Origin of the sequence: Frondihabitans sp. VKM Ac-2883, assembly GCF_015350875.1 — a bacterium.
Classification (GTDB): Bacteria; Actinomycetota; Actinomycetes; order Actinomycetales; family Microbacteriaceae; genus Frondihabitans.
Window position 1 is genome coordinate 156,255 of record NZ_JADKSF010000002.1, and the last position, 24,967, is coordinate 181,221.

Sequence of the window (24,967 nt, forward strand, 5' to 3'; positions counted from 1 at the left end):
CACAACCCGAATTGTGGCCCCCGCCGGCCCGCAACCCGAATGCGGACCCTCACCCCTGATGTGGTGATGACACCAGCCAACCCCACGGCGACCGGAATGCGCCCGACATTGTGTCGGAGTCGAGAAAAACGTGAGTGGGGCCACCATCGAGGATTCGGGCCCTGACAGTGGCCCCGGCCTGCTCCTTAGGGAAGAAGCAGGTTGTTGTGCGGTGGGGACGCACTCGAGTGACCGTAATCCTCTGATGAAATCGGCCCTGTCAGTTTCGGTGCCGCCCGTACCCCTGCTCAATCCAGCGCCGCCGGACCCGGCGATCACGATGTATAGAAACCGGCCTCGAGGTCGTCGAGCAGAGTGGCGCCGGAGGGCTCCCACCCGACGAGCCTTCGCGTGAGCGACGACGACGCCGGCTGGTCGCCGCCGAGCAGCGCACCGAACACACCGAGCTGCTCGGGATCGACGGCGGTAGCGGGCAGACCGGTCTTCGCCGAGATCACCTCAGCGACCTGACGCATGGCCACGCCTTCCTCGCCCACTGCGTGCAGAACAGAACCGGCTGGCGCTTTCTCGACCGCCAACAGAAACAGTCGCGCCGCGTCGCTGATGTGCACGGCCGGCCACCGGTTCTGGCCGTCGCCCACGTAGGCGGCAGTTCCCAGCTGACGGTCGAGCCCGACGAGTGACGCGATGAGGCCGTTGCGATCTCGTTCGCCGTGGACGCTTCGCGGGAGACGCACGAGCACCGACCGAATACCCCGATCGGCCAGCGCGATGACAGCTTTCGCGGTCCGCGCTCGGGCCCCGGCCGGCCCGGCAGGATCCAGATGATCGGCCTCGGTCGACACCCTGCCTTCGAGAATCGGTGTGCCGGATGCCGCGACGAAGGCTTTGCCGCTCCCGGCGAGCGCATCCCCGATTTTCTGCAGCAACGCCACCTCGTTGTCGATCGTCTCGTCGAAGGCGTCGAAGTCGAGGGTGAAGGCGAGATGCACGGTCGCGTCGGCGTGCGACGCCTCCGACACGATCAGGTCGTGGTCTTGCATGTCGCCGAGCACAGCGCTGGCGCCGAGGTGCCGGATCCTTGTCGCCGACGCGTCCGAGCGCGCGAGTCCGACCACCTCGTGCCCGGCTGCGATCAGGTCTTTGGTGAGCGCGGTGCCGATCCATCCGGACGCCCCGGTGATGAAAACGCGCATGATGTGCTCCCTCTCGTTGCGGCGCGGACGGGAGGTTTCTCGTCATCGCCTTCTGATGTGACTTAGTAACATCACTGTACACCTGATGTGACTGAGTAACATCACTAGAATCAGAGCATGGGTCGATGGGAGCCGGACGCGCAGGGGCGCCTCTTGAGCGCTGCCCTCGAGCTCTTCGCCGAGCACGGGTATGAGGCGACCACGACCGCGCAGATCGCGGAACGCGCCGGGCTGACAAAAACGACGCTGTTCCGTCTCTTCTCCGACAAGCGCGAGATCGTGTTCCAGGGCCAGAGCGCACTCGTCGAGCTGGTGAGACGCGGTGTCAGCGAGGCACCGATGGGCGCGAAGCCGTCCGAGCTGATGGCCGGCGCAATCGGACTCCTGTCGCGCGCGCACACGGAGGATCATCGGAGGACGGGCAGGATCCTCGATCCCGTGCTCGCCGAAAGTCCCGAACTGAACGAGCGGGCCGTCTTCAAGCGCTTCGCCATCGCCTCCACCCTCGAAAAGGCCCTGGCCGACCGCGGCGTCGAGCAGCGAGAGGCAGGCATCCTCGCCGACCTCGGGGTCCGGGCGTACTACTCGGGCTATGAGCTCTGGGTCGCGTCCGACAGCCCCTCGCCCCTCGCGGACTACGTCGCCGACGAGCTCTCGCATCTCGAGCTCGCGGCGTCGACCCTGGTTCACAGCTCAGTAGAAACCACCACGGCAGCCGGGTCGCCGAGGAGCGCGACGTGACCGACTCCGTCCCCACGATCTACGACGTCGCCGCCGGTGCGGGTGTGTCGAAATCTGTCGTCTCCCGCGCCCTCTCCGGTGCCCCCGGAGTAGCACCGGCCACCCTGGCCCGGGTCAAGCAGATCGCCGCCTACAACACTGCTGCCGGATAACGCGCCGGGCCGCTCACCCGGGCAGGTCAGCGAAATCGCGCTTGACGCCGTTGCACCAATCCATGGCCTTCTTGGGTCTCATCCACCGGCCCTTCATAGCGTCGCGAGCCTCCTGATGCGCGGTGTCGCCGCTCTTGACCGCGTCTCGCAGATGGCGATGCTGAGTCTTGATGATCAGGTCGGCGGTGTCTGCCCGGTGGGCGAGGTCGCAGGGGCCTCAGAGTTCGCGGCACGTCATGCTTTTCACGGTTCCTTCTCTCTGCCGTCGCTAGGCGCAACGGCTCTTGCCCTCCTCGACAGATGCCGGGCCGGAAGTGTGACCGATCGATGTGCCCGATAACCGAAGTTCAGCTGATCGATGGTGCCGGCCAGGCAGAATCCCGACGCCGCACACTCTCCAGCGTCTGAGGTTCGGCCCGGAAGCGGACCGACTCCACGACACCCTCGACGATCGTGAAGTCGAAGGCGACCAGGGGCTTTCCTCGGTGGAACCAGGCGGCCCCTGGCCGTCCATCGAACAGCGCCGGCAGTGCCGCACGGGCACTCCCGTTGAAGAACCCGGCGACGGCTTCGCGCCCGTCGATGCGGCGCGGCGTGCCGGAGGCGATTGCCTCCGCGTCGGCACTCACACTCGCGTCCGGGGCGAGCAGCTCGAGAAGCCGACCCAGGTCACTGCCTCGTGCTGCCGCCATGAACGCATCCACGATGTGCCGATCGCTGACGGGCCCGCCCTCTTCCGCCCCGGCCACCTTGGTCCGAGCCCGAGAGGCCAACTTCCGGGCGGCCGCCGCAGATCGGTTGAGGATCTCGCCGACCGTCTCGAAATCGAAGCCGAACGACTCGTGCAGCACCAGCGCGACCCGCTCGTTCGGGCTGAGCCGATCGACGACCACATGTAACGCCTGCCCGACGGCTTCCCGCCGCTCGAGCGATGCCAGCGGGTCGTCTGGGGGCGATGACGAGCTGGAGTCGACGCCTGCGCCGAGAGAATCAGGCTCTCGAGCGACGGGGACGCGTTCCCTGAGTCGGTCGATGCAGAGTTGGGTGGTCACCGTGGTCAGCCACGCCGGCAGGTTGTCGATGGTCGCCGTGGTCGCCTGCAGTCGCAGCTACGCTCGCTGGACGACGTCTTCGGCCTCGTGCCGGTCGTCGAGGATGCGCGCGGCGATCATCACCAGACGTCCGCGCTCTCGCTCGAACGCCGATGCCTGCTCCATGCGGTCACACGACGACGGCAGTCGGTCGCACGCGAGGGCCTGCCGACCGACCGAGCCGGGGCCGACCCATGAAAAAACGAGCCGAAGGATCCTGCCGCCCGAAACAAGGGTGCACGCCGTAGTCTTGGCAGACCAGCTCGAGAGGAACGTCTGTGGGAGAACGACTCGACGCGGCCGCGCGGATCTCCGCCCGGACCGTGCGCGTGGCCTCGAAGACGCCGCTCGGCAAGCAGCTCAGAGAGAACATCGCCTTTGTCCGTCGCGTTGCTCGAGCCGCTGTCACCGAGGCCGTTAGCACTCCCCCGACCGCCACTTCGTCGCGAGACACGACTGCGCATGAAGGGCTCGAGCCGCAGCCCCGCGACGAGTTCGTCGCGGGCGACGACGAGCGATGCACCTGCCGCGAGCCGGCCTGGTGCGGGGCCACGAAGGGTGACGTCGTGCACGACCTCATGAGCCGCGGAATGCGCCTCGACCGCCCGCAGGCCGAAGCGATCTGGCGTGAGGCGCAAGACCGTCGCGTCGCTTGACGCGGCGCCCCCGCCTGACCGCCTGCTGCGTCCCGCGGCTGACGTCGTAGGCCGACCGCAACGAGACCAAGCCTCGGGGCGTCCCCCACCCCACGAGCGAAAGGCGGCACCGCATGACAAACCCCGGCAGACCGAGGCGGCCGGATGTCACGGGCCTCGAACTCATCGGCGGCCCAGAGCCGCTCACGGTCGAGCTCCAGAGCTACGACGACCACTGGGCCGACGCATACAGCGAGCATCGGAGTCGGATCCTCGTCGCCCTTGCCGGTTCCGACGTCGACGTCGAACACATCGAATCGACCTCCGTGCCGGGCCTCGCCGCGAAGCCCCTCGTCGACATCGTCGTCGCGGTGGCCGACATCACGGCCGAGGAGGACTACCTCGACGGGCTCCTCGCCGCCGGTTACGAGCTGCGCACTCGCGAGCCGGGGCATCGCCTGGTGCGGACTCCCGAGCGTGACGTGCACGTGCACATCTACGAGCGCGGAAACACCGCGATCGACGACTACCTGCTGCTGCGCGACCACCTGCGCCGCGACACCGCCGACCGCGAGCTGTACGGACGCGTCAAGCACGACCTGATGGGCCGAAGCTGGTCTGACACGAACGACTACGCCGACGCCAAGGGCGACGTGATCGCTGCGATCAAGGGTCGGGCTCGGGCTGCGCGAGATGTTGGCGATTGACGGTTTCCTTCTTCTATGAAACTCACCGACGACCTGACCCGCGGCGACTGGACGCGGGAGCGCTTCGGGCCCGGGTGGTCGGTGGCGGGCACCGTGGGGTCGGGCTTTGAGGCGTACGCCCGGATCCTTCACCCGGTTCCTGCCAGCCGTGTTGACCTCGACGTGCCGCGCCAGCTGCCTTACGGCATGCCGACCATTGTCGAAGAGACGGTCTGGCCCTGGGCCGAGCTCGCCCGGCGCAATGGGCGGAGCATGCACCCCCTCGTGCAATCCACGCGGCTGAACGACGATGAATCGCGCATGCATTTCGACGACCGCTGGTATTGCGGGCAGATCCGGTCCGGCTTCCTCGAACCCGAGTACCTCGCCGATATCGTGACTCGACTCACACCCGAGACGACGACTCCTGGCGATCTCACGGTAGGCGTCTGGGAGGAATGGGGAGAGCTGCAGGGCACCGGCGTCGTCTACACCGCCTCGGGAGACGACGGCTCTGCACAGGCTGCCTACGACGAGGCCTTCCGGGAAAGCGTCGCTCCGGAGGTTCGTGAGGCCCTGGAAAAAACGCGATACCAGCCGCCGCGACTGTTCCGTCGTCGCCCGGTCGCGCCACCGCTTCTGCTCGAGCTGCCGGATCGCCGGTACTTGATGTTCGCGACCGACGCCGCCGAACTCAGCAACCCCGACTGGCCCTTGACCGCCGGGATCGGTTGGGACGACGAGTCTGAGGGCGTGATGCCGCAGCTCGTGTGGCCAGCAGACTCCGCCTGGTGCATCGCCTCCGAGATCGACTTCGACTTCACCCTCGTCGGCGGAACACGGGCGGCGATCGCTGCCGTTCTCGACTCGCCGCTTCTCGAGACCTACGAGGTGCAGCCGGACGACGACGTGTCGTGGGATGGCGACGTCGTCAACGATTTCCGCGAGCCGGCTCCGCAGCTGCGCAATCCGTTTGCGTGACTTCCGCTGTCGGTCCTCGCCGAGCTGCGCGGCGTCGCCGACGTCACCTACTCGCAGCAGTGACCGTCGCCACCACCCGCACCGCCGGGTGAGTGTCCACGATCTGCTGATCGCAGGCGCCTGGCATTAGCCGATCGTGGACAGTCACCCGGCCGAGCGCGGCGCAGAGACGGCTGCTCGGCTGGCCTCCAGCAGCACCGTCAGCTCATCGCGCACTCGTTCGAGCGCGGCGGGGGCGACCCCCAAAAGCTCGAGGATCCGGCCCGGCACCGCGAGCGCCCGCTCCCGCAGGGCCACCCCGGCCTCGGTCAGCGCGATGTCGAGCGACCGCTCGTCGGCAGAGTTGCGCGTGCGGGTCAGATACCCCTGAGCCTCGAGCCGCTTGAGGAGAGGCGACAGCGTCGCCGGATCGAGCGACAGCTGCTCGCCGAGATCGCGCACGCGGAGCGGACTCGTCTGCCAGAGCGCCAGCATCACGAGGTACTGCGGGTGGGTCAGGCCGAGAGGTTCGAGCACCGGCCGGTAGAGCGCGATGACGCTTCGACTCGTCGCCGCGAGTGCGAAGCAGACCTGCCGGTCGAGGGCGAGGGGATCTTCCATGGCCCCACTTTAACGCGTACACTAACTGTTTGTGGGCAAACCAGTACGTAACCGCAAACCAGCGCGACCGCGAGCCGCAACGCCGTTCGACAAGGCACCCGGCTTCATCGGGCGCCTCAACCGCTTCATGTACCCGATCGCCGGCCCTGCCTCGCTGGGCGCCGGCCATCCCGAAGAGCCCTACGAGCCTCCAGCCGACCCCCAGTGCCCGGTGTGCCACACGTCACTCTCGACGCACGCGATCGACCGCGATCCGGTGACGAACCGCACGTTCCTGAACTGCCCGCGCTAGCCCCCGCTGGCGAGCTCCCGCGAGATGGCCTGACCTACGCCAGCTCGTGCTCTTCCCAGGAGATTCGGCCATCTCGCGGCAGTCGGGTCGCCGAGATCGCAGTCGACGTCGGGTCGAGGCGACAGAAAGTGCGATCTCGGCGGAAGCTCGCCGCCCCGTGCACGCACGGGCCCACGCGTCAGACCAGCGTCATACCCATCACGGTGCGAACGGGCAGCGCTCCCCCGGTGTCGTCGGGCCACTGCACCATGCCGATCTTCTCGGCCACGCGGCGGGATGCGACGTTCAGAGGGTGGATGATCGCAACCAGCACGTCAGACGCCAACTCCCCGGCGAGCACCGCAGCGCGAGCGGCATCCCGGCAGGCTGCGGCCGCCTCGCTGGCATACCCGCGACCCTGCAACTCCGACCTGACGTGATAGCCGACTTCGAGCATCGGCACCCCGTTGACCTTCTGCCAGGTGAGTCCGCAGTCGCCGACGAACAGGCCGTCGACGGTCTCGAGGATCCACAGCCCGAACCCGTAGTCCGCGTAGTTCCGCTCGTTCCACGCAATCCAGGCCGCAGCCTCGTCGCGGGTCTTCGGCGCCGGGTAGAACTCCATCACGCTCGGATCGCCGAGCAGCCCCGCCATCGCATCGAGATCGGCCGCGCTCATCGGTCGGAACCGGAGTCGCGGAGTCGGTGACGGCAGCATGCCTCCACGGTATCGCGGGGTGTTCTCCGCGCACGCGGTCGCCGAGATCGCAGTTGACGTCGGATGCGGGCGACCACAAGTGCGATCTCGGCGGGGCACTCAGCCCTGGCGTGCAGCACGCGACAGGGAGCAGAATCACTGCACCGGAACAGCGCTTCAACGACGAAGCAGGAGAGGGAGCCATGCCCGTCATCCAGTCCACACACGACACCGACGCTCTGACGATTACCGTCATCACGGAGTTCGACGCGGCACCCGAGCGCGTCTGGGAGGTCTGGGCGGATCCTCGTCAGCTCGAACGCTGGTGGGGCCCGCCCACCTGGCCGGCCACTTTCGTCGAGCACGAGCTGACGATCGGTAGCCGCACGAGCTACTACATGACCGGCCCCGACGGCGATCGTGCCGCTGGCCTCTGGCTCATCACCGCGGTCGATGCCCCCCACCGGGTCGAACTCGACGACAGCTTCGCCGATGCCGACGGCAACCCCGACGAATCGATGCCGGTGTCGCACATGCGGATGACGCTCGAACCCGTGGCCAGCGGCACCCGCATGACGCTCGTCACCGAGTTCGCGAGCCGGGAGCAGCTCGATCAGCTGCTCGAAATGGGCATGGAGGAGGGCATGACGCTCGCGCTGGGGCAGATCGACGGGATTCTCGCCGAGTAGCGCGGGGTCAACGTCGGGCCATCGCGGTCTCGATCAGCGCGTCGATCAGGTCGGCGTAGGGCATCCCCATGGCGCCGAACATGCGCGGCACCTGCGACTCGGCGGTGAAGCCGGGCATCGTGTTGACCTCGTTGAGCACGAGACGGGTGTCGGTGACGAAGAAGTCGAAGCGCGCGATACCGCGGCACCCCAGCGCACGGAACAGGCGACGCGCACACGACTCCAATTCGGCGCGAGTCGCGGGAGACACATTGGCAGGAACGACGAAGCGGGCTGTGCCGCCGTACTTCCGTTCGGTGCCGAACACGTCATCACCGCCGAGGTCGATCTCGAGGGTCGGGCTGACCGTGAGGCTGCCATCGGATCGCTCCAGTACCGCTATGTCGACCTCGCGACCCATGACGGCCTCTTCGATGAGCACGCGGTCGTCGTGCTCGAAGGCGGCGATGACGGCGGCGTCGACCTCTGCGGCGGAGTCGACGAACGATACCCCGTGGCTCGAGCCGGCCGCGACGGGCTTGACGACGACGGGCAGCTCGGGCAACGTCGCGGTCGGCCGCTCCCCCGCTCGCACGAGCGTTCCCGGGGCGGTGGCTATGCCCAGCTCGGAGGCGATGAGCTTGGTGACCCACTTGTCCATGCCGATGGCGCCAGCCCCGATGTCGGAGCCGATGTAGGGCACGCCGATTGCCGTGAGTAACGCCGCCGCCATACCGTCTTCGCCATTGACCCCGTGCAGTGCCGGGAACACGACGTCGCACGTACGAAGGATCCGAACGGCCGCGTCGACGGCGAGGGCATCACCCCGGTCGGTGGTCCAGTGACCCGCTCGACCGATAGTGAGGTGGATGATGTCGTGGTTCGCTGCCGCCGTCGACGCGATCGAATCGGCCGACGCCAGCGACACCTCGTGCTCGGAGTTCGCGCCCCCGCCGATGATGCCGAGCCTCATGCCGACACCTCCGCGGCGACGGTCCCGGCGACCGAGGGGGTCAAACGACGCTGCACCCGCGCCCCGATGCCAACGACGATGTCGTGGTCGATCGTCCCCGCCCACTCGGCCCAGTCTCGCACCGTGGGTTCTCCGCCACCGCCCGCGCCGAACACCGTGGCGACGTCGCCCGGTGCCATCTGGTCGTCGCCGGTATCGACGACGACCTGGTCCATCGAGAAGAGGCCGACGATCGGTCGGCGACGGCCGCGGACCTGCACCCACGCCCGCCCCGAGGCCGTTCGAGGCAACCCGTCACCGTAGCCGAGGGGGAGGAGAGCGAGATTCGTGTCGCGGGTCGTCGACCAGGTGTGTGAATAGCCCACCCCGGATCCTCGGGGCACCCGCTTTACCGACACGACGGGGGCAGTGAGCGTCAACGCCGGACGGAGCGTCGTACTTCGCGCGGGGTCGATGCCGTAGAGCCCGGCGCCGATGCGGCTGAGGTCGTAGAGGGCGTCCGGCTGGGTGAGCGTGGCTGCGGTCGCTGCCAGGTGCCTCACGACGGGCCGCAGCCCGTGGGTGCGCGCGACCCGCACCGCGTTGTCGAAGAGCATACGTTCACGGCGATTCGCCGGATCCTGCGGGTCGTCGGCTGACGAGAGATGCCCCATGATCCCGTCAACGCGGATGCGCCCGAGCTTCGTCAGCAGCCACGCGAGCTGGCACAGCGCCGACCATTCACCGCGGGCTGCGCCGTCGCGGTTGATTCCGAGGTCGACGTGCAGGTGGATGCGCGCCACCCGTCCGGTCGCGGCAGCCGCGACGGAGATCGCATGCAGATGCTGCTCGCTCGGCACAGCCAGGTCGAGGTCGGCGAGGAGGGCCTCCTCGAAGGGGGCATCGACCGGATTGAGCCAGCTCAGGATCCGGGTCTCCGCGGCTCGTGACCTCAGTACCAGCGCGTCGGAGATCGATGTCGTGCCGAGCCAGGTAGCTCCCCCCGCCAGCACGATCGGTGCCAGGTCTCCGTGCCCGAAGGCGTCCGCCTTGAGCACGGCCAACAGGTGGCCGTTAGTCCTGCCCGCAAAGAGGCGGGTGTTCCAGGCGACTGCCGACGTATCGACCGTGAGCTGCGCCGAAGGCATCATGCTGAATCCTCTCGTGAGGGCTCCCTGAGGCGCCCGGTGTGATCTCCTTTGACGGTACGGAGGCGCTTCCCGCTTCAGCATCCGCCGCAAGGACCGATAGGAATTCGATATATCCCTCCAGCGGACTAAGCCCCGAGGTAGTGGATCAGCCAGGATGGACTGGAGCGACGACTGACCACGATCACCCGGGGGCGATGCATGCCGAGACGACTCAGCGAGCGGTTCACCACGCTCGAGTTCCGGGTCGACGCGATGGCCGCGGTCGTCATCATCGCTTTGAGCCTGGTGCCGTTCGGCCTTTTGCTGAACAGCCCGAGTGTCGCCTCGGTGCTCCTCGCCGCCGTCGCGGTCACCCTGCGCCGCGTTTCTCCCCGCGTCGCCCTCGTCCTCGTCTGGCTGATGGCCGCCGTCCAGGTCTTCGGCAACGAACGCCCGACCGTGACGACCCTCGCGCTCGTGCTCGTCATCTACGCGTCGGCCAGCGTCGGCTCCCGCAACGAGCTGATCGCGGGTCTCGTTTCAAGTGTGATCGGCGGCGGGATCGCGTCCGTCTATCTCGCGAACACCGGCACGCGCTTCGCTCTCCTCCTCTACGGCTCCCCCGGTCAGGCCGCGGCGACCCTCCTGGCCCCAATCGGCGTGCTCGGATTCGCGTGGCTCGCCGGCCTGACCGTTCGCGCCTTCCGCTCTCGGCAAGACGAGTCGATTCTTCGCGTCCAGGCGCAGACCGAGACCGTGCAGGCCCTCGACCTCGCCGAGGGCGAGCGGCTACGGGCGGCGATGGCGCGCGATGTGCACGACATCGTCGGGCACTCGCTGGCCGTGATCATCGCGCAGGCCGACTCGGTGCAGTTTCTCGACGACACCGACCGCATTCGCCAGGTGACCTCGACGATCGCCGACACCGCTCGGCGTTCCCTCGGCGAAGTGCGGGAGGTGTTGAGCGGCACCAGCGCCGGATCCTCGGGTTCTGCCGCCGACGAGCCGCACGACCTCACCGCCATCATCGAGCAGGTCACCGCCGCCGGGGTCGTCGTCGACCACGTGACCCGCGGCACCGCCCGCGCGCTCGAGCCCGGACAGGCCCTGGTGTTGCGCCGCGTCGCCCAGGAGCTTCTGACCAACGCGCTCCGCCACGGCGCACCCGGTATACCGATCGCGTTCACCGAGCTATGGCGGCGTGACGACGTCGTCCTCGAGGTGCACAACGCCGTGCTCGCCGAGGCCGACCGACCGACCCCGACGGGCGAGCTACGACGGGCCGGCACGGGCGTCGCCGGAATGACGGCCCGCCTCGCCGCCGTCGGCGGCACGCTCGAGGCGGAAGAGATCGACGGCACTTTCATGGCGCGCGCCCGGATCCCGGCCACGCAGCCCGTCTCACCATCGATGGCCAAGGAGGCCTGAGTGATCCGAATCGTCTTGGTCGACGACCAGCAACTCTTTCGCGGGGGCGTCCGCATCGCCCTCGACGCGCAGACCGACATGGAGGTCGTGGGCGAGGCGTCGAACGGCCGGGAGGGTCTGCAGGTGATCGGCGAGACAAGACCCGACATCGTGCTGCTCGACATGCGGATGCCCGTGATGGACGGCGTCGAGACGGTCCAGGCGCTCTTCGGGCCGAACGGGCCGGCCACCCCGCCGCGCGTGATCGTGCTCACCACCTTCGCGCTTGACGCCGCCGCCGCGACCGCCATCCGCAATGGCGCCAGCGGTTTCCTGCTCAAAGACAGCACGCCGGCCTTCTTGACGGCCGCCATCCGCGCGGTGCACGCCGGCAGTGCCGTGCTCGCGCCCGACGAACTCGGGCAGCTGTTCAGCGCCGACGTGAGTGCGGCGCCGACTCCCGCGGCCGTGCCGGCGCCGCTCGAGTTCCAGTCGCTGACCACCCGGGAGCGCGCCATCTTCACGCTTGCGGCCCGGGGGCTGTCGAACTCCGAGATCGCGGCCCACGAATACGTCAGCGAATCGACGGTCAAGAGCCACATCTCGAGCGTGCTTGGCAAACTCAGCCTGCGCGACCGGGTGCAGCTCGTGGTCTACGCGCACGACAACCAGCTGCTGTAGGCCGGTCGGGGCGGGGCCGGGCCGGGTCGGGCCGGGCCGGGCCGGGTCGGGCCGGGCCGGGTCCGGCCGGGCCGGGTCGGGCCGGGATCGGGGTGGGTTCGGGCCGCCGAGATCGCACTAGTGGTCGCCGCACCCCGACCCCAAGTGCGATCTCGGCGCGACGGGCGGGCTAGCCGCGTCGCCAGAAGAAGGGGAAGCGGCGGCGGTTGCGGGTGGGGGCGGCAGGCGCGGCGGGGGTGGGAGCAGCGGCGGGAGCGGCGGCAGGCTCCGGGTCCGCGGCCGGTGCAGGGAAAGAAACTGGCGCAGCAGCAGCAGCAGGCGCAGGCGCAACAGCAGGGGCAGGGGCAGGGGCAGGGGCAGGGGCAACCGCAGGATCCGCGGCAACCGCCGCAGGGATCGACGCCGCCGCCGCACCCTGTGCCTCTCTCCACCGAGCCTCGGCCGCGCGATAGTCGTCGAGCCCGGCGATCTGCTCCAGATGCCGTAGCGACCGTGCCCGCATGGGTGCCTGCACCGGAATGAGGTTGCCCTCGTCGTCCGGCACGTCGGCGAGGAGCCGCTGGATCGCCGCGCTCGGCGTGAGCCCCTCGGCGAAAGCGGCTGCCAACTCGTGCACCCACGGATGCGTGGCGATCAGCGTGCGCCCGTCGGCCTCGCGCGCACCCTCTTCGAACACGTTCGGCACATGCCACGAGGCGCCTGACGCGTCGTCCCACCACAGCCAGCCGAGCACGACCCGGTCGCGCTCCCAGGCGACATAGAAGACCGGCACGCTCTCGTCGACGGTGCGAGCGAACGACGGCCCAGGATCCGGCGCGACCGCGATCGGAGCGACCCCGACGGGCCGCGCGTCGCCGCTCTGCCCGGCCGTGGGCTCAGCGCCGCGCTCGGGCTCGGCCCCGAGCAGGTAGGGGTGGAACGGGAGGTCGTTCGTGTCGTCGATCACCGGGTCGATTATGCCGGGACCGTCTGACTTCCTGCTCCGGTGGGCGTGGCTCGGCCTCCCGTGGCCGGCCCGGGGCGCGTCGCCCGGAGCGCGTAGCCACGGGCGCGTCGCCCGGAGTCGGCGGGTGTTCTCAGGGGTGGGCGGGTGCTCCAGCACCCGCCGACACCCGGAAACACCCGCCCACTCGGCGCACCGCCCGAAAACACCCGCCCACTCGGCGCAACGCCGGAAAACACCCGCCCACTCCGCGCAGCGCCGGAAAACACCCGCCCACTCCGCGCAACACCGAGCGCACCCAAAGCACCGCACGGCAGAGTGGACGCATGAGCACGCCCACACCCACCACCCCTCGCCCTCGTGGCACGCAGCACGTCTTCGTCGTCGAGCGATCCGAGCGGTTGAGCCCGCACCTGGTGCGCATCCACCTCGGCGGCGACGCCTTCGAGGCATTCATAGAAGGCGCCTCCCCCGACAAGATCCGCGCGACCGACAAGTACGTCAAGTTCCTGTTCGCGCAGCCCGGCTCGGGCCTCGAACCTCCCTACGATCTCGAGGCCCTGCGGGAGCGGCTCGACCCGACCGATCTGCCCGTGCGCCGCACTTACACCGTCCGGTCGGTCGACGAGGCGGCGCGCACCATCGCCGTCGACTTCGTGGTGCACGGCGACGAGGGAGTCGCCGGGCCCTGGGCGGCGGCGGCGCAACCGGGTGATCGCGTGGCTCTCTCGGGCCCCGGCGGACTATATTTCCCGGACGAGGATCCGGCGACCACGCACCTCTTCCTCGGCGACGATTCCGCTCTCCCCGCCGTCGCGGCCGCCCTCGAGGCTCTCGCCGCGACCGTGCCCGACGCCCGCGGAACCGCCCTCATCGAAGTCGACACTGCAGCCGATGAACTGCCGCTGACCGCGCCGACGGGGGTGGCGGTCCGGTGGCTGCACCGCGATGGCGACGCGACCCCGGGCGAGCCGCTCGTCGCGGCGACCACGGAGCTCGCGGCGACCACGCAGGCCGCGGCGACCGCGGGCCGAGTGCGAGTGTTCGCGCACGGCGAGAGGTCGGCGATGAAGGCGATCCGTCGGATCCTCGTCGACGACTGGGCGCTCGACCGGAGGGACTTCTCGCTCTCGGCCTACTGGGCCCTGGGCCGCGCCGAAGATCGATTCCAGGCGGAGAAGCGCGAGCCCATCGGCGCCCTGGAGTAGGCCGCCGCCGGGACGCTTGCAAATTCGAAGGAGAAACCTCGGCACGCGAGCACGAACATCAGGATCCGGCGGGGTCACCCACCAAAATCTTCTTCAAATTTGCAGCAGCCCCCGCCGCCCCGCCCCGACCCGCTACAGGCCGGTCCGGCGCGGCCCGGGAGCGGGGCGCTTCAGCTGCCTCCCCACGAGCAGCCCGAGCCCGGCGATGAGCGACAGCAGGCCGATGCCGATCGCGACGCCCGTTCCCGCGCTTCCGGTGAAGGCGAGGGCGCTGACAACGCTGGCGGCGACGGGGGTCGCTGCCGCGCGGATGGCTGCCGCGACCACGGTCGGATAGGTCACCCGGATGATCGCCGCGACGGTGACCGCGTCGGTGTCGGTCACTCGGTAGTGCACCGCTGCCACACCGTGGAAGTTGTGTTCCGGCGTGAAGCTCACGACGCTGCCGCTGACCCGGAACGTGCCCTTGCCGTCGAGGGCGACGGTGTCGGTCGCCTTACCGGTCGCGGGGTCGATCAGGCCGATCGTCGACGGGTCGAACGTCGCACCCGAGGTCGCCTCGTCGTTGGCGAGCAGGTCGATGGTGGCCTTCACATTCGGCTTGCCCTCGACGGCGTCGTTCACCGCGTGCGCACCCGGGCTGACTGTGATGGTCGCCTTGGCCGTCGTCGTGAAGCCGTTCCGGTCGGTTGCCGTGTAGGTGAAGGAGTCCGTTCCGGTGAATCCGGCCTTCGGCACGTACGAGTACGAGCCGTCGCGGTTCACTGTCACGGTGCCGTGGCGCGGCGCCGACTTGAGGGCCGCGGTGAGCCCGGAGCCGCTGTCGTCGGAGAGGAGCCCCTTGCCGGCGGCAACGGTGAGCGTGCGCCCGGCCGTGGTGGCCCCGAAGTCGGGGGTCGCGCGCGGGGTCACCGTGATGATGACGACTGCGGGATCCTGACAGGCGAAGCCATCGGCGTCGACCACCGTGTAGGTGAACGTCTCGACGCCCGAGAATCCGGCAGCCGGCGTGTAGGTCATGAGACCGGTCGGGCTCACCGTCGTGACGCCGCCGTGGTCGGGCCGCGTCGTGCTCGTCACAGAGAGCTTCGAGCCCCAGTCGTTCCCGAGGAGTCCGCGCTTGGCGCCGATCACGATCTTCGTACCGGCCGACGTCTTCATCACGTCGTTGGCGACCACGGGAAGCACGCGGATCGTCACCGTACCCGTACGGATCTGCCCGGAGTCGTCGGTGATCGTGTACGTGAACGAGTCGAGGCCCGAGTAGCCCGGGGCCGGCTTGTACGTGTACGAGCCGTCGCGAGCGACGGTGACTTTTCCGTGCGTCGGGGGCGCGTCGAGGGTGGCGGTGAGGTTCGACCCGACGGTGTCGAGCAAGAGACCCTGGGCCGCGTCGGTCGAGTAGCCCGTGCCGGCGTTCGTCGTCGATTCGTAGTTCGCGGCGCGGTCGCCGACCACGATGCGCACGAGGGCCGTGGTCGTCTGGCCGGAGCCGTCGGTCAGCGTGTAGACGAACGAGTCGGTGCCCGAGAAGCCCGCCTTCGGCTGGAAGACGAAGGATCCATCGGACTGCTTGACGAGGGAGCCGCCCTTGGCCGTCGCCGTACCCGCGGTGACGCCGAGCCCGGTGCCGCGGTCGTTGCCGGTGAGGGCGATGACGGAGATCGGCAATGCGGTGTCGGCGTCGGTCGAGAACCGGTCGTCAACGGCCACCGGGGTGACTGTCACCGTGATCGTGGCGGTCGCGCCGTCGCCGTCCTTGTCGGCGATTGCGTAGGGGAACGAGTCGGGGCCCGAGAAGCCGGTCGCCGGCGTGTAGTCGAAGGTGCCGTCCGCCAAGACCGTGACGGTTCCGTGCGGCGTGGTGACGACCGACCCGGGGAGGCCCTTCGTCCCGATGCCGGTGACCACGATTGACTGGCCGCGGTCGTTGCCGAGGATCCCGGGAGCGTCGGAGGAGATGCGCGTGCCCGCCGTCGTCCGGTAGCTGTCATTCGCCGCCAGGGGGTTCACCGTGATCACGACGGTCGCCGTGGTGGGTGTCTTTGCGGCGTCGGTAAGCGTGTAGGTGAACGAGTCGGGGCCGGAGTAACCGGGTGCCGGCGTGTAGGTGAACGAGCCGTCGCCGTTCACCGTGACGGTGCCGTGCGCGGGGGTGGCAGCGAGCGTCGTGGTGAGGCCGGTGCCAGAGTCGTTCACGGTCAGGCCGTTGCCCTTCGCGACGGTGAGCGGGGTCGCCGCAGTTGCGGTGTAGGCATCGTTCATCGCGACCGGGGCGACAGTGATCGTGACCGTCGCCGTGGAGACCTGGTGTTCGGTGTCTTCGACCCTGTAGGTGAACGTCGCCTTGCCCGAGAAGCCGTCGGCGGGGGTGTAGGTGAGGGTGCCGTTGCCGTCCGAGGTGAGGGTGCCGGGCGATGCCGTGCTCGTGGTCGCCACGGGCGGGGTGAACGTGAAGTTGCCGAGTCCGGTTCCCCGGTCGTTGGCGAGCAGGTCGGCCGTGGCGATGGCCAGCGGGGTGCCGGCGAGCGCGCTCACGGCGTCGTCTTTCGCCACCGGTGTGACGGTGACGGTGACGGTGCCGGTCGACTTCGTGCCCGAGCCGTCTTTCACCGTGTACGTGAACGAGTCGGTGCCGGAGAAGGTCGAGCCGGGCGTGTAGGTGTACGAGCCGTCGCGAGACGAGTCGACGGCCAGGGTGCCGTGCTGGGGATCCGTCGTGCCGACGAGGGTGACGCTGCTTCCGGAGGTCTGTGACAGGAGCCCGTCGGCGGCGCCGACCTGGTCGACCGTGCCGGCCGCGACCGTGGTCGCGAGGTCGCCCGCCGCGGGGGCGACGACGATGGTGGCCTTGGCCCCGCTCGTCTGTCCCGTCTCGTCGACGATCGTGTAGTCGAAGGTGAACGAGCCGGAGAAGTTCGGCATCGGCGTGTAGGTGACCGTGCCCGCTTGCTTGTCGAAGGTTACGGTGCCCGCGGACGGGTCGGACGCGCCGGTGAGCACGAGGCCGGTGCCCCGGTCGTTGCCGAGGAAGTCGCTCGCGGGGATGACCGTGCTCGAGCCGCTGACGGCCTTCTCGGGCAGGGCGTCATCAACGGCGACGGGCGTGACGGTGAAGGTGACGGTGGCGGGCGCCGAGACGTTGCCTGCCTTGTCGATCACCGTGTAGGTGAAGGAGTCGGGCCCCGACCAGCCGGCCGACGGTCGGTAGCTGACGGTGCCGTCGGAGTTGAGGCGGGCGATGCCGTGCTCGGGCGTCGACACCGAGGCGATGGCGAGCTCGCCGGGAACGCCGTGATCGTTGGCGAGGAGCGTCGTGCCGGGCAGGATCGAGAGGCGTCCGGCGGACGGCGAGAAGGTCGACGGCGAAAGCGCGTCGTCGATGGCGGCCGGTACGACGGTGATCGTGACGGTTCCCGTCATCGACGTCGTGCCGTCGGTAGCCGTGTAGGTGAACGAGTCCTCGCCCGAGAAGCTCGCAGACGGGGTGTAGACGTACGAGCCGTCGGGGTTCATCGACAGGTCGCCGTGCGAGGGGCCGTCACCGTCGGCGACACTCGCCGTGAGGTTGGTGCCCTCGGAGTCGGAGAGCACGCCGTGCTCCTTGTCGACCGAGTCGGGGGTGCCCGAGATCGCGGTGGTCGACGTCGCCGACACCGCCGGTGTGATGGTGAACCGGGCCGTGGTGGATGCCGTGTCACCAGCGGAGTCGGAGAGCACGTAGTCGAACGACGCGCCGCCCGAGTAGCCCGAGTCGGGGGTGAAGGTCACGGTGGCGCCGTCGGAGGAGAGCGAGACCGAGCCGTGCACAGCCGCGCGGACCGCGGTGATGGTCAGGCCGGATCCTCGGTCGTTTCCGAGGAGCACGGAGGAGTCGGTGGTGAACGACGCCGCGCTGCCCGCAGTGACCGACGGCAGGGTGTCGGGGTTCGCGATCGGAGCGACGATGAGCGATGCGGTCGCCTGGGCGGTCTGCTGGCTCGAGTCGGTCACCGTGTAGGTGAAGGAGGCCGGGCCGGAGGTGCCGCGCGCCGGCACGTAGGTGAACTGCGTGCCGTCGCTTGACAGCGTGACGGTGCCCGAGGTCGCAGCGGAGATGCTCGTCACGGTGAGGCCCGTGCCCCGGTCGTTGCCGAGGAGCACCGACACGGGGAAGGTCGTCGTCTGGCCGTAGGTGACGCTGCCGAGGTCGTCGGCGCCGGCCGTCGGAGCGACGGTGAGCGTGACGGTGCCGGTGCCCTTCTGACCGGCCGAGTCGGTGGCCGTGTAGGTGAACGAGTCGGGGCCGGAGTAGCCGGAGTCGGGTGTGTAGGTGTACGAGCCGTCGGTGTTCAGCGTGAGCTGACCGTGCTGAGGTCCCGAGGCGAGAGCGGCCGTGAGGGCGTCTCCGCCGTCGTTCGCCAGGACGCCGTGCTGCGCATCGGCGACGAGAGCCGTGTTCGTGGTCGTGGCGGCCGTGTCGTCGGTGACCGAGGGGCCGACGACGATAGCGACGGTGGCCGTCGAGGTCTGCCCGGAGGTGTCGCGGATCGTGTAGGTGAACGTGTCTTTGCCGGTGAAGCCGTCGGCCGGAGTGTAGGTGAAGTGTCCGGTCGCCTTGTCGAGCGAGACGGTGCCGTGCGACGGGTCGGTCGACGAGACGATGCTGATACCGGTGCCCTTGTCATTCGCGAGGATCACCGGGTCGCTCGAGGTGCCGTCGACGGTGACGGGGGTGCCCGTCGCCGTCTTGTACGAGTCGGGCTGCGCGCTGGCGTGAACCGACTTCAGGGTGTTGGTGAAGACGCACGAGACATCGACGTCTTTGGCCGCCTTGGCGAGGGTGATGGAGGCGGTGCGGCCGGATCCTTGGCCGTTCGGAAGCGTGTCTCCCGTCGACGCGTCGACGCAGCGGTAGGAGGTGTCGTAGTCGACGAAGTCGCCGGTGTTCGGATCGACGGCGGTGCTGCCGGATGCGGTCTCGGTGGCCGTGTACGAGTTGCCCGCGACGATGAGCGAGGATCCGGCGGTCTCGGGCTGCAGACCGGGGCCCGTTCCCGCGGTGGTCGCCGTGTTGCCGTACTGGATGTTGTCGCCGTCGATCTTGAGGGCGAACTGGTCGCCCGACTGCCAGCGCTGGTCGACCGAGGCCTGCGCCTGGATCGTGTCGGCGTAGTTGCACGAGGCGAGGTCGGTGGGCTGGTTGCCGTTCGCGATGGCGGTCGACGAGACCTGCTGGCCCGAGCTCGGGTCGATCTTGATGAGGTTCTTCGCACTCGAGACGTAGAGGTAGCCGTTGGTCGAGAAAGCGATGCCGGGGGTGTTCGTGCGGTCGGGAAGAGCTGTGACCTGCGAGGTGTGGATGGCGACGTCGCCGGCGGTGGTCGGCAGAACCGTGTTGGACCGGAGCACCTGGGCGCCCGAGGCGACGAACAGCGTGCCGCTGGTCGAGAAGGCAAAGTCGCCGTTGCCCTGCGTGGCCGCGTCGTTGACCACGACATCGGTGAGGTGACCCACCAGGCCGATGGCGGTGTTGTTCGCCGTGTCGAAGGCGTAGACGGCGGGGTTACTCACGGCGCCCTGCGCGTAGTAGTAAATCTGCGTCTGAGGGTTGACCGCACCGCGGAGGGCTCGCTGCGGCACCGTCGCGGGGTAGCTGGTGATGTTCCCCGAGACCGCGTCGTAGCGCGAGACCGACCCGGTCGTCGGTGCCGGGGAGCTGTTCGTGGTGCCGTACGCGGCCGTGCCGTTCGCAGTGATCGCGAGAGCGTTGTTGGCACCCGTGAGGGTCGTGACGTTCGTCGCCGTCGTCGAGCCGACGTCGATCGACTGCATGTTGCCGTTGGTGTCGATCGAGTAGATCGTGTTCTGGTCGCACGACAGCGTCGAGGCGGCCTGGGCCGGGCTGAGCCGGCCGCCCTCGGTCATGCCGAGTCCGCCGAGCAGCACGACGGCGGCGATCGCCACAGGCTTCAGGATCCGACGGGAGAGGGGGCGGCGGGCAGCGTGAGTCGACATACGGGTTTCCTTGGGGAGGGGGTTTGGTGCGCGGCCTGGGTTTCCGCTTCGCCGACGCCCCCTCTGATCAGGGGTCGCACCGGTTCTGTGAGAATCCTCCGATGCCCGTCACCCCGCGCCAACTCCCAGATCGGGTGCCCCTCGCGCGGGGGTAGTGTGTTGCATCCTGCATTTCAAACTGCCTCGTTCGGGCTGCGTCGCTGCCGAGTGCTCGTTTTGGGGGGTGCGATCCGGGCCATGAATCACCACGATGGAACAGGGGCGCACGGGAGAGTGCGGACAGGGTGGCCGAAGGGCCACTGATACACAGGGGGCTTCTATGTACGAGCTGATGAGACCGGTAATGCGGGCCTGGTACGCCGGGCGAATGGCGATGGGTCGCTCGACACCCAAGCCCATGGACCATCCCACCGTCCCCGCGACTCTCCCCGACGCCGACCAAGTCCTCCTTCTCGGAAACGGGCCGCTTCACGGGTGGGGCGTCCTGACCCACCAGATCTCCATCACCGGACATCTTGCGAGAGAAACCCATGGCGAAACCGCACGCCCGTGCTCGGTGAACTACATCGGTGACGAGACGATGAACCTCGCGTCCACTGAGCACTGGATCGGCACCCACGACCTCGCCTCCTACGACGCCGTCGTCCTGGTGATCGGCATGAACGACGCCGTCCGCCTCACCCCGCTGAAAAGTTGGGAGCACGACTACCGGGCTCTGCTGGAACACCTCACCCAGAGGTTGAAGAGATCCGCCCGGATCATCGTCGCCGGCATCCAACCCGTCCGTTCCGTGACCGCCTTCGACCACCCCCTCGGCGCACTCGCGGAGTTCCATGCCGGCCGGATGAACAAGATCGTCGAAGACATCACCGACGACTTCTCCGCCGTGACGTACTTCCCCCTGGCCGCGCCCGCCGTCGAGCCCGGCCGGCCTCTCGGGTCGTCCTGCATGTACAACGCCTGGGCGAAGAGCATCGTCACCCACCTCGCCCCGGCCCTCGACCAGGTGCGGGCGGCCGACCCGGCTCCCCGGCACTCCCCCGGCAGCACCGAGTTCTCCTGGTCGGGAACGAGGCGGCTGATCGAGCAGGCAGAAACCGGCGGCTCGCCCGAATTGCAGCGTTTGGCCGCGCTGGCGCAGGAGACATTCGGTGTCGACATCGCCGTGGTGTCTCTCCTGGACGGCGATCGACTCTGGTACGCCATGAACACCGAACAGCTCCCCAAGTCCATCCCCAAAGACCTCGCCTACTGCAACACCGTCGTCGAACACGACGATTTCCTCATCGTCCCGGACGCGCAGAACGACCCCCGGTTCAAAGGCAACCCGTTCATCGACGTCACCGGCATGGACTTCTACGCCGGCCACCCCCTGCACTCCACCACCGGGGAGACGATCGGAACCTTCTGCGTTTTGAACACCACCCCGAGGCCCCAAGCATCGGTGTCACCAGAAGCGTTGCGGATGATTGCCCTCCAAGCCGAAACCGAACTTCGCCGATACGAGACCGCGTAGGGGCCCGGATCAGCGAGGTAATCACCCGGGTCGAGGCAGACGTGTCTCACGGGGATCGCGACCCGTTCTGGGGCCTCGTGTGCCGACGTCGTCCGTTCTAGCGTAGGCAGGTGCCCGCGAGACCCGTGGACCTCACGGTCCTCCCAGCAGCAGTGATTCGGCGGGTGCTGGGCACCCGACACCCGGAGCATCGCACGCCGTCGGGCACGGCCCCTTCGCTTCGAGATGGGGTCGAGCGCGGCATGGCTGCCACCCTCGCTGTCGTCGCGCTGCTGCTCGTCCTCCTCGCGTTGCCGAGGTTCTTCGACGACCATCGCCCAGAACTGTGGTTCCCGCTCATCCTCGCCGCTCTCGTGTTAGCGGGGGTGATGGTTGCCGCCCTGCCGCTCGCGCTGGCCCACGGATCAAGCCGCGTTCGGGCGGGTCTCTGGATCCCCATCGCTGCCTACGTGGGGCTGCTCCTCATCGAGCCGTTCACTCTGCGCGAGCGACTGCCGGAAGGATCGACGCCCTGGCTCCTCGGTCTCTCGCTCATCGCCTTCAGCTGCACGGTGCTCGTCGTGACGGACCCGGTGCGCGCGGCAGCGATCTGTACCGGCATCGACGCGGCTCTGGCCTGCGTCTATGCCGACCGGTTCCCCCTCAGTCACACCCTGATCACCTCCATCGGCCTCCTGCTGCTCGCGGTGGGTCTCATCGCCGGCGTCCGGGCTCTGCGCGCACGGGCCGATCAGGCCGATGCGGCAGAACTCCAGGCCCAACTCCTCTTCGAGCGCCAGCAGCATCAGGTGGCGACGGAGGCGGAACGAGTCCGCACGGACGCGCTCCTGCACGACACCGTCCTGGCAGCTTTCCTGGCCGCGGCGGGAAACCACGTACCCGAGCGGGCAACGAACATGGCCCGGGCGGCCCTCGACCTCGTCTCGTCCACCAGCGGCCACCCGCACGGGCACACGGCGCTCGTTCCCTTCGGAGTCGCGTGGTCGGAGGCGGGCACCGAGCGGGCTCCCTTCGATGACCTCGTCTCTTTCGACCTGACCGAGCTCGATGTCGCAGAGCTTCCGTCCGACGTCGCCGATGCAGTCGTCTCCGCCACCCTGCAAGCTCTGACCAACAGCGTCGCTCACGCTGGCCGCTCAGCCGCGAGGTCGGCGGCCGGCTCCCTCCTCGACGACGGCGGCATCCGCATTACCATCTCCGACGACGGCGTCGGATTCGACAGCGGAAGGATCCCACAGGAACGGTTGGGTGTCCGGGTCTCGATCCTGGAACGCCTCCGTCAGGTCGGTGGCTCGGCCACGATCCGCTCGTCTCTGGGAATGGGCACCACAGTGACCCTGGAATGGCACCCCGACCGCGCTGAGGCGCCCCTCACCCGACAGCCGGGTGAGTTACTCTTCCACGCCATCCCGAGGCGAGTCCTCTACAGGCTCTTCGGCGCCCTGATCGTGATCGCCGTCCTGATAGCAACCGCCGACGCCGTGCTCGTCACCCACGCCTACGCCTCCGTCGCCTCCTCGGTCCTCGGCCTCCTCATCCTGCCCACCCTGATCCGAGGAGCGAAGCAAGGAAAGATGTCCGACCGAGCGGCGTGGGGCACAGCCGGGGTCGGTGTCCTCCTCTGCAGCATCGCGACGATCGGGCTCGATGCCAGCGACTTCGACTCCGCGTCCATCGCCCGCTACACCTGCGGCGTCCTCGCCGGAGCGACCATGGGCTGGATGGCCGGTCGCCGACTTCCTCCCCTCGTCACCGTCACAGCCCTGGTCACTCAGATGACGCTCTGGGCCGGACCCACCGGCGTCATCCGCCTCGGCCTCGCCGGCGAGATCGTCATCGTCATCGCCGGGCTGCTCATCCACCGTGCGATCCGGAAAGTGGCCGCCGCGGCCGACCTCGCGGCCAGGAAGCACCGCGACCTCACGATTAGGCAGGCAGAGCTGGATGCATTCGACAGTGAGCGGCACCACCGTCTCCTGCACGCCGGCAGCACTTCCGCTCCGATGCTCCGGCGCATCATCGACACCCGTGGGGAGCTCGACGGCGCTGACCGAGCGGAGTGCCGAGTCCTCGAACAGGCCCTTCGCGACGAGATCCGCGGCCGCGCCCTTCTCAACGATGCCATCCGACGGGTCGTGTTCGAGCACCGCCGACGAGGCACTCTCGTGCAGATCCTCGACGACGGAGGCCTCCACGAGATGGCGCCGATGACCCTCGACGCACTTCTCGACGATGTGGCTCGTCACCTGGAGCCGCTCCGGTCCAGTCGCATCGTGATCCGAACCGGTCAACCCGACTCCGACACGGCCATCACCATCGTCGCGTCCACGCCCGACGAGACGGCGGCCGCCCTCGGCCTCGACTCCGACGACGAGGTCGACCTGTGGCTCACCATCCCCCATCCCGACAGTGTCGGGCTCGCCGCCTAGGCAGACGACCCTGCCGCGCGAGCCGCGCGAGACCTGAGTACCGTGCACTGCATGGCACACCACGACGAGTCAGAAAAAGCCCCCGCAGACCAGTACGAGTTCGGCGACCCGACCACGCGCTATCCGAACATCCACCCCGAGGTGCAGCAGCAGCCGGAGCCCGGCCTGCAGTCACAGATGACCCCGACTCCCGACCTCGGTGAGACGAGCTACCGTGGCACCGGACGCCTGACCGGCCGCAAGGCGCTCATCACCGGCGCCGACTCCGGTATCGGGGCGGCCGTCGCCATCGCCTTCGCCCGCGAAGGCGCCGACGTGACGCTGTCGTACCTGCCCGAGGAGGAGCCCGACGCACGCCACGTCATCGAGCAGATCGAGGCGGCAGGCCGACGTGCGGTCGCGGTCCCCGGTGATCTGATGGATCCTGAGCACTGCCGTTCGCTGGTGCAGCAGGCCGTCGACGGCATGGGCGGGCTCGACGCCATCGTCAACGTCGCGGGCAAGCAGGTGTGGCAGAAGAGCATTCTCGACATCACCGACGAGCAGTTCGACCAGACCTTCAAGACGAACGTGTACGCGCCGTTCTGGATCATCAAGGCGGCGCTCCCGCACCTGAAGCCCGGGTCGACGATCGTCAACACGGCGTCGCTGGAGGCCTACGTGCCGGCACCCGACCGACTCGACTACGCGACCACCAAGGGCGCGATCAACAACTTCTCGAAGGGCCTCGCGCAGCAGCTCGTCTCGCAGGGCATCCGCGTCAACGTGGTCGCTCCTGGCCCGACCTGGTCGGTGCTGCAGGTGACCGGCGGCGTCGACCCCGAGACCCTGCCCGAGTTCGGCTCGAGCGAGTCGCCGATGGGCCGCGCAGGGCAGCCGGCAGAGATCGCACCCGCGTACGTCTTCTTGACGAGCGCGGAGTCGAGCTTCGTCGCGGGCGACACCCTCAACGTCAACGGCGGCATGGTGACGCCGTAGCGACTGCA

Annotated in this window: 21 protein-coding genes; 13 read left to right on the forward strand and 8 right to left on the reverse strand. The window is 68.7% G+C overall.

What is annotated here, in order from left to right:
- Positions 1-314 precede the first annotated feature (314 nt).
- Positions 315-1,196 (reverse strand): SDR family oxidoreductase, encoded by an 882-nt coding sequence (locus ITJ49_RS04275; protein WP_194601830.1) that lies wholly within the window; start codon positions 1,194-1,196, stop codon positions 315-317.
- A gap of 117 nt (positions 1,197-1,313) precedes the next feature.
- Here ITJ49_RS04275 and ITJ49_RS04280 point away from each other — a divergent pair, with 117 nt between their 5' ends.
- Positions 1,314-1,937: a TetR/AcrR family transcriptional regulator gene (locus ITJ49_RS04280; RefSeq protein WP_194601833.1), complete on the forward strand. Its 624-nt coding sequence runs from the start codon at positions 1,314-1,316 to the stop codon at positions 1,935-1,937.
- Positions 1,934-2,089: a LacI family DNA-binding transcriptional regulator gene (locus ITJ49_RS18075; RefSeq protein ID WP_370275160.1), complete on the forward strand. Its 156-nt coding sequence runs from the start codon at positions 1,934-1,936 to the stop codon at positions 2,087-2,089. Before ITJ49_RS04280 ends, ITJ49_RS18075 begins: the two co-directional genes overlap by 4 nt.
- 347 nt (positions 2,090-2,436) lie before the next feature.
- Here ITJ49_RS18075 and ITJ49_RS04290 read toward each other — a convergent pair whose 3' ends face one another.
- Positions 2,437-3,141: a sigma factor-like helix-turn-helix DNA-binding protein gene (locus ITJ49_RS04290; protein ID WP_370544366.1), complete on the reverse strand. Its 705-nt coding sequence runs from the start codon at positions 3,139-3,141 to the stop codon at positions 2,437-2,439.
- Between the two features lie 317 nt (positions 3,142-3,458).
- Between ITJ49_RS04290 and ITJ49_RS04295 the strand changes: the two genes are divergently transcribed.
- The 3 genes from ITJ49_RS04295 (at position 3,459) to ITJ49_RS04305 (ending at position 5,482) form a co-directional block, all read left to right on the forward strand.
- Positions 3,459-3,836 (forward strand): hypothetical protein, encoded by a 378-nt coding sequence (locus tag ITJ49_RS04295; protein ID WP_194601836.1) that lies wholly within the window; start codon positions 3,459-3,461, stop codon positions 3,834-3,836.
- A 113-nt stretch (positions 3,837-3,949) separates the two neighbouring features.
- On the forward strand, positions 3,950-4,522 hold the full coding sequence (locus ITJ49_RS04300) for a GrpB family protein (protein WP_194601839.1): 573 nt from the start codon (positions 3,950-3,952) through the stop codon (positions 4,520-4,522).
- Between the two features lie 15 nt (positions 4,523-4,537).
- Positions 4,538-5,482, forward strand: a complete 945-nt coding sequence (locus ITJ49_RS04305) for a hypothetical protein (RefSeq protein ID WP_194601841.1) — start codon at positions 4,538-4,540, stop codon at positions 5,480-5,482.
- 144 nt (positions 5,483-5,626) lie between these two features.
- On the opposite strand, the gene ITJ49_RS04310 is transcribed toward ITJ49_RS04305, so the two are convergent.
- Positions 5,627-6,082: a MarR family winged helix-turn-helix transcriptional regulator gene (locus ITJ49_RS04310; protein ID WP_194601845.1), complete on the reverse strand. Its 456-nt coding sequence runs from the start codon at positions 6,080-6,082 to the stop codon at positions 5,627-5,629.
- Positions 6,083-6,113: 31 nt separating this feature from the next.
- Here ITJ49_RS04310 and ITJ49_RS04315 point away from each other — a divergent pair, with 31 nt between their 5' ends.
- Positions 6,114-6,374 carry a hypothetical protein gene (locus tag ITJ49_RS04315; protein ID WP_084816016.1) on the forward strand — a complete coding sequence of 87 codons (261 nt, stop codon included), beginning with the start codon at positions 6,114-6,116 and terminating at the stop codon, positions 6,372-6,374.
- A gap of 178 nt (positions 6,375-6,552) precedes the next feature.
- On the opposite strand, the gene ITJ49_RS04320 is transcribed toward ITJ49_RS04315, so the two are convergent.
- Positions 6,553-7,071 carry a GNAT family N-acetyltransferase gene (locus tag ITJ49_RS04320; RefSeq protein ID WP_194601848.1) on the reverse strand — a complete coding sequence of 173 codons (519 nt, stop codon included), beginning with the start codon at positions 7,069-7,071 and terminating at the stop codon, positions 6,553-6,555.
- A gap of 182 nt (positions 7,072-7,253) precedes the next feature.
- Here ITJ49_RS04320 and ITJ49_RS04325 point away from each other — a divergent pair, with 182 nt between their 5' ends.
- Positions 7,254-7,739 carry an SRPBCC domain-containing protein gene (locus ITJ49_RS04325; RefSeq protein WP_194601852.1) on the forward strand — a complete coding sequence of 162 codons (486 nt, stop codon included), beginning with the start codon at positions 7,254-7,256 and terminating at the stop codon, positions 7,737-7,739.
- A 7-nt stretch (positions 7,740-7,746) separates the two neighbouring features.
- Here ITJ49_RS04325 and ITJ49_RS04330 read toward each other — a convergent pair whose 3' ends face one another.
- On the reverse strand, positions 7,747-8,691 hold the full coding sequence (locus tag ITJ49_RS04330; RefSeq protein WP_194601854.1) for a D-alanine--D-alanine ligase: 945 nt from the start codon (positions 8,689-8,691) through the stop codon (positions 7,747-7,749).
- On the reverse strand, positions 8,688-9,821 hold the full coding sequence (gene alr, locus ITJ49_RS04335) for an alanine racemase (RefSeq protein ID WP_194601857.1): 1,134 nt from the start codon (positions 9,819-9,821) through the stop codon (positions 8,688-8,690). The genes ITJ49_RS04330 and alr overlap by 4 nt, the downstream gene beginning before the upstream one ends.
- Before the next feature lie 198 nt (positions 9,822-10,019).
- Between alr and ITJ49_RS04340 the strand changes: the two genes are divergently transcribed.
- Both ITJ49_RS04340 and ITJ49_RS04345 read left to right on the forward strand, forming a co-directional pair.
- Entirely contained in the window at positions 10,020-11,228 is a 1,209-nt protein-coding gene (locus ITJ49_RS04340) for a sensor histidine kinase (RefSeq protein ID WP_194601860.1), read from the forward strand.
- The gene (locus tag ITJ49_RS04345) at positions 11,229-11,888 is read left to right on the forward strand and encodes a response regulator transcription factor (protein WP_194601863.1); all 660 of its coding nucleotides are present in this window, start codon (positions 11,229-11,231) and stop codon (positions 11,886-11,888) included.
- Between the two features lie 169 nt (positions 11,889-12,057).
- Here the strand turns inward: ITJ49_RS04345 and ITJ49_RS17500 are convergent, their stop codons facing one another.
- A complete protein-coding gene (locus tag ITJ49_RS17500; protein WP_228514052.1) occupies positions 12,058-12,834 on the reverse strand; it encodes a hypothetical protein in 777 nt (258 codons plus the stop codon).
- 323 nt (positions 12,835-13,157) lie between these two features.
- Between ITJ49_RS17500 and ITJ49_RS04355 the strand changes: the two genes are divergently transcribed.
- On the forward strand, positions 13,158-14,039 hold the full coding sequence (locus ITJ49_RS04355) for a siderophore-interacting protein (protein ID WP_194601866.1): 882 nt from the start codon (positions 13,158-13,160) through the stop codon (positions 14,037-14,039).
- 132 nt (positions 14,040-14,171) lie between these two features.
- On the opposite strand, the gene ITJ49_RS04360 is transcribed toward ITJ49_RS04355, so the two are convergent.
- A complete protein-coding gene (locus tag ITJ49_RS04360; RefSeq protein ID WP_194601869.1) occupies positions 14,172-20,036 on the reverse strand; it encodes an S-layer family protein in 5,865 nt (1,954 codons plus the stop codon).
- Between the two features lie 319 nt (positions 20,037-20,355).
- Here ITJ49_RS04360 and ITJ49_RS04365 point away from each other — a divergent pair, with 319 nt between their 5' ends.
- From ITJ49_RS04365 to ITJ49_RS04375, 3 genes are all read left to right on the forward strand, one after another.
- Positions 20,356-21,552, forward strand: a complete 1,197-nt coding sequence (locus ITJ49_RS04365; protein WP_228514054.1) for a GAF domain-containing protein — start codon at positions 20,356-20,358, stop codon at positions 21,550-21,552.
- Between the two features lie 242 nt (positions 21,553-21,794).
- On the forward strand, positions 21,795-23,981 hold the full coding sequence (locus ITJ49_RS04370; protein WP_194601874.1) for a sensor histidine kinase: 2,187 nt from the start codon (positions 21,795-21,797) through the stop codon (positions 23,979-23,981).
- 51 nt (positions 23,982-24,032) lie between these two features.
- Entirely contained in the window at positions 24,033-24,959 is a 927-nt protein-coding gene (locus tag ITJ49_RS04375) for an SDR family oxidoreductase (RefSeq protein WP_194601878.1), read from the forward strand.
- Positions 24,960-24,967 lie beyond the last annotated feature (8 nt).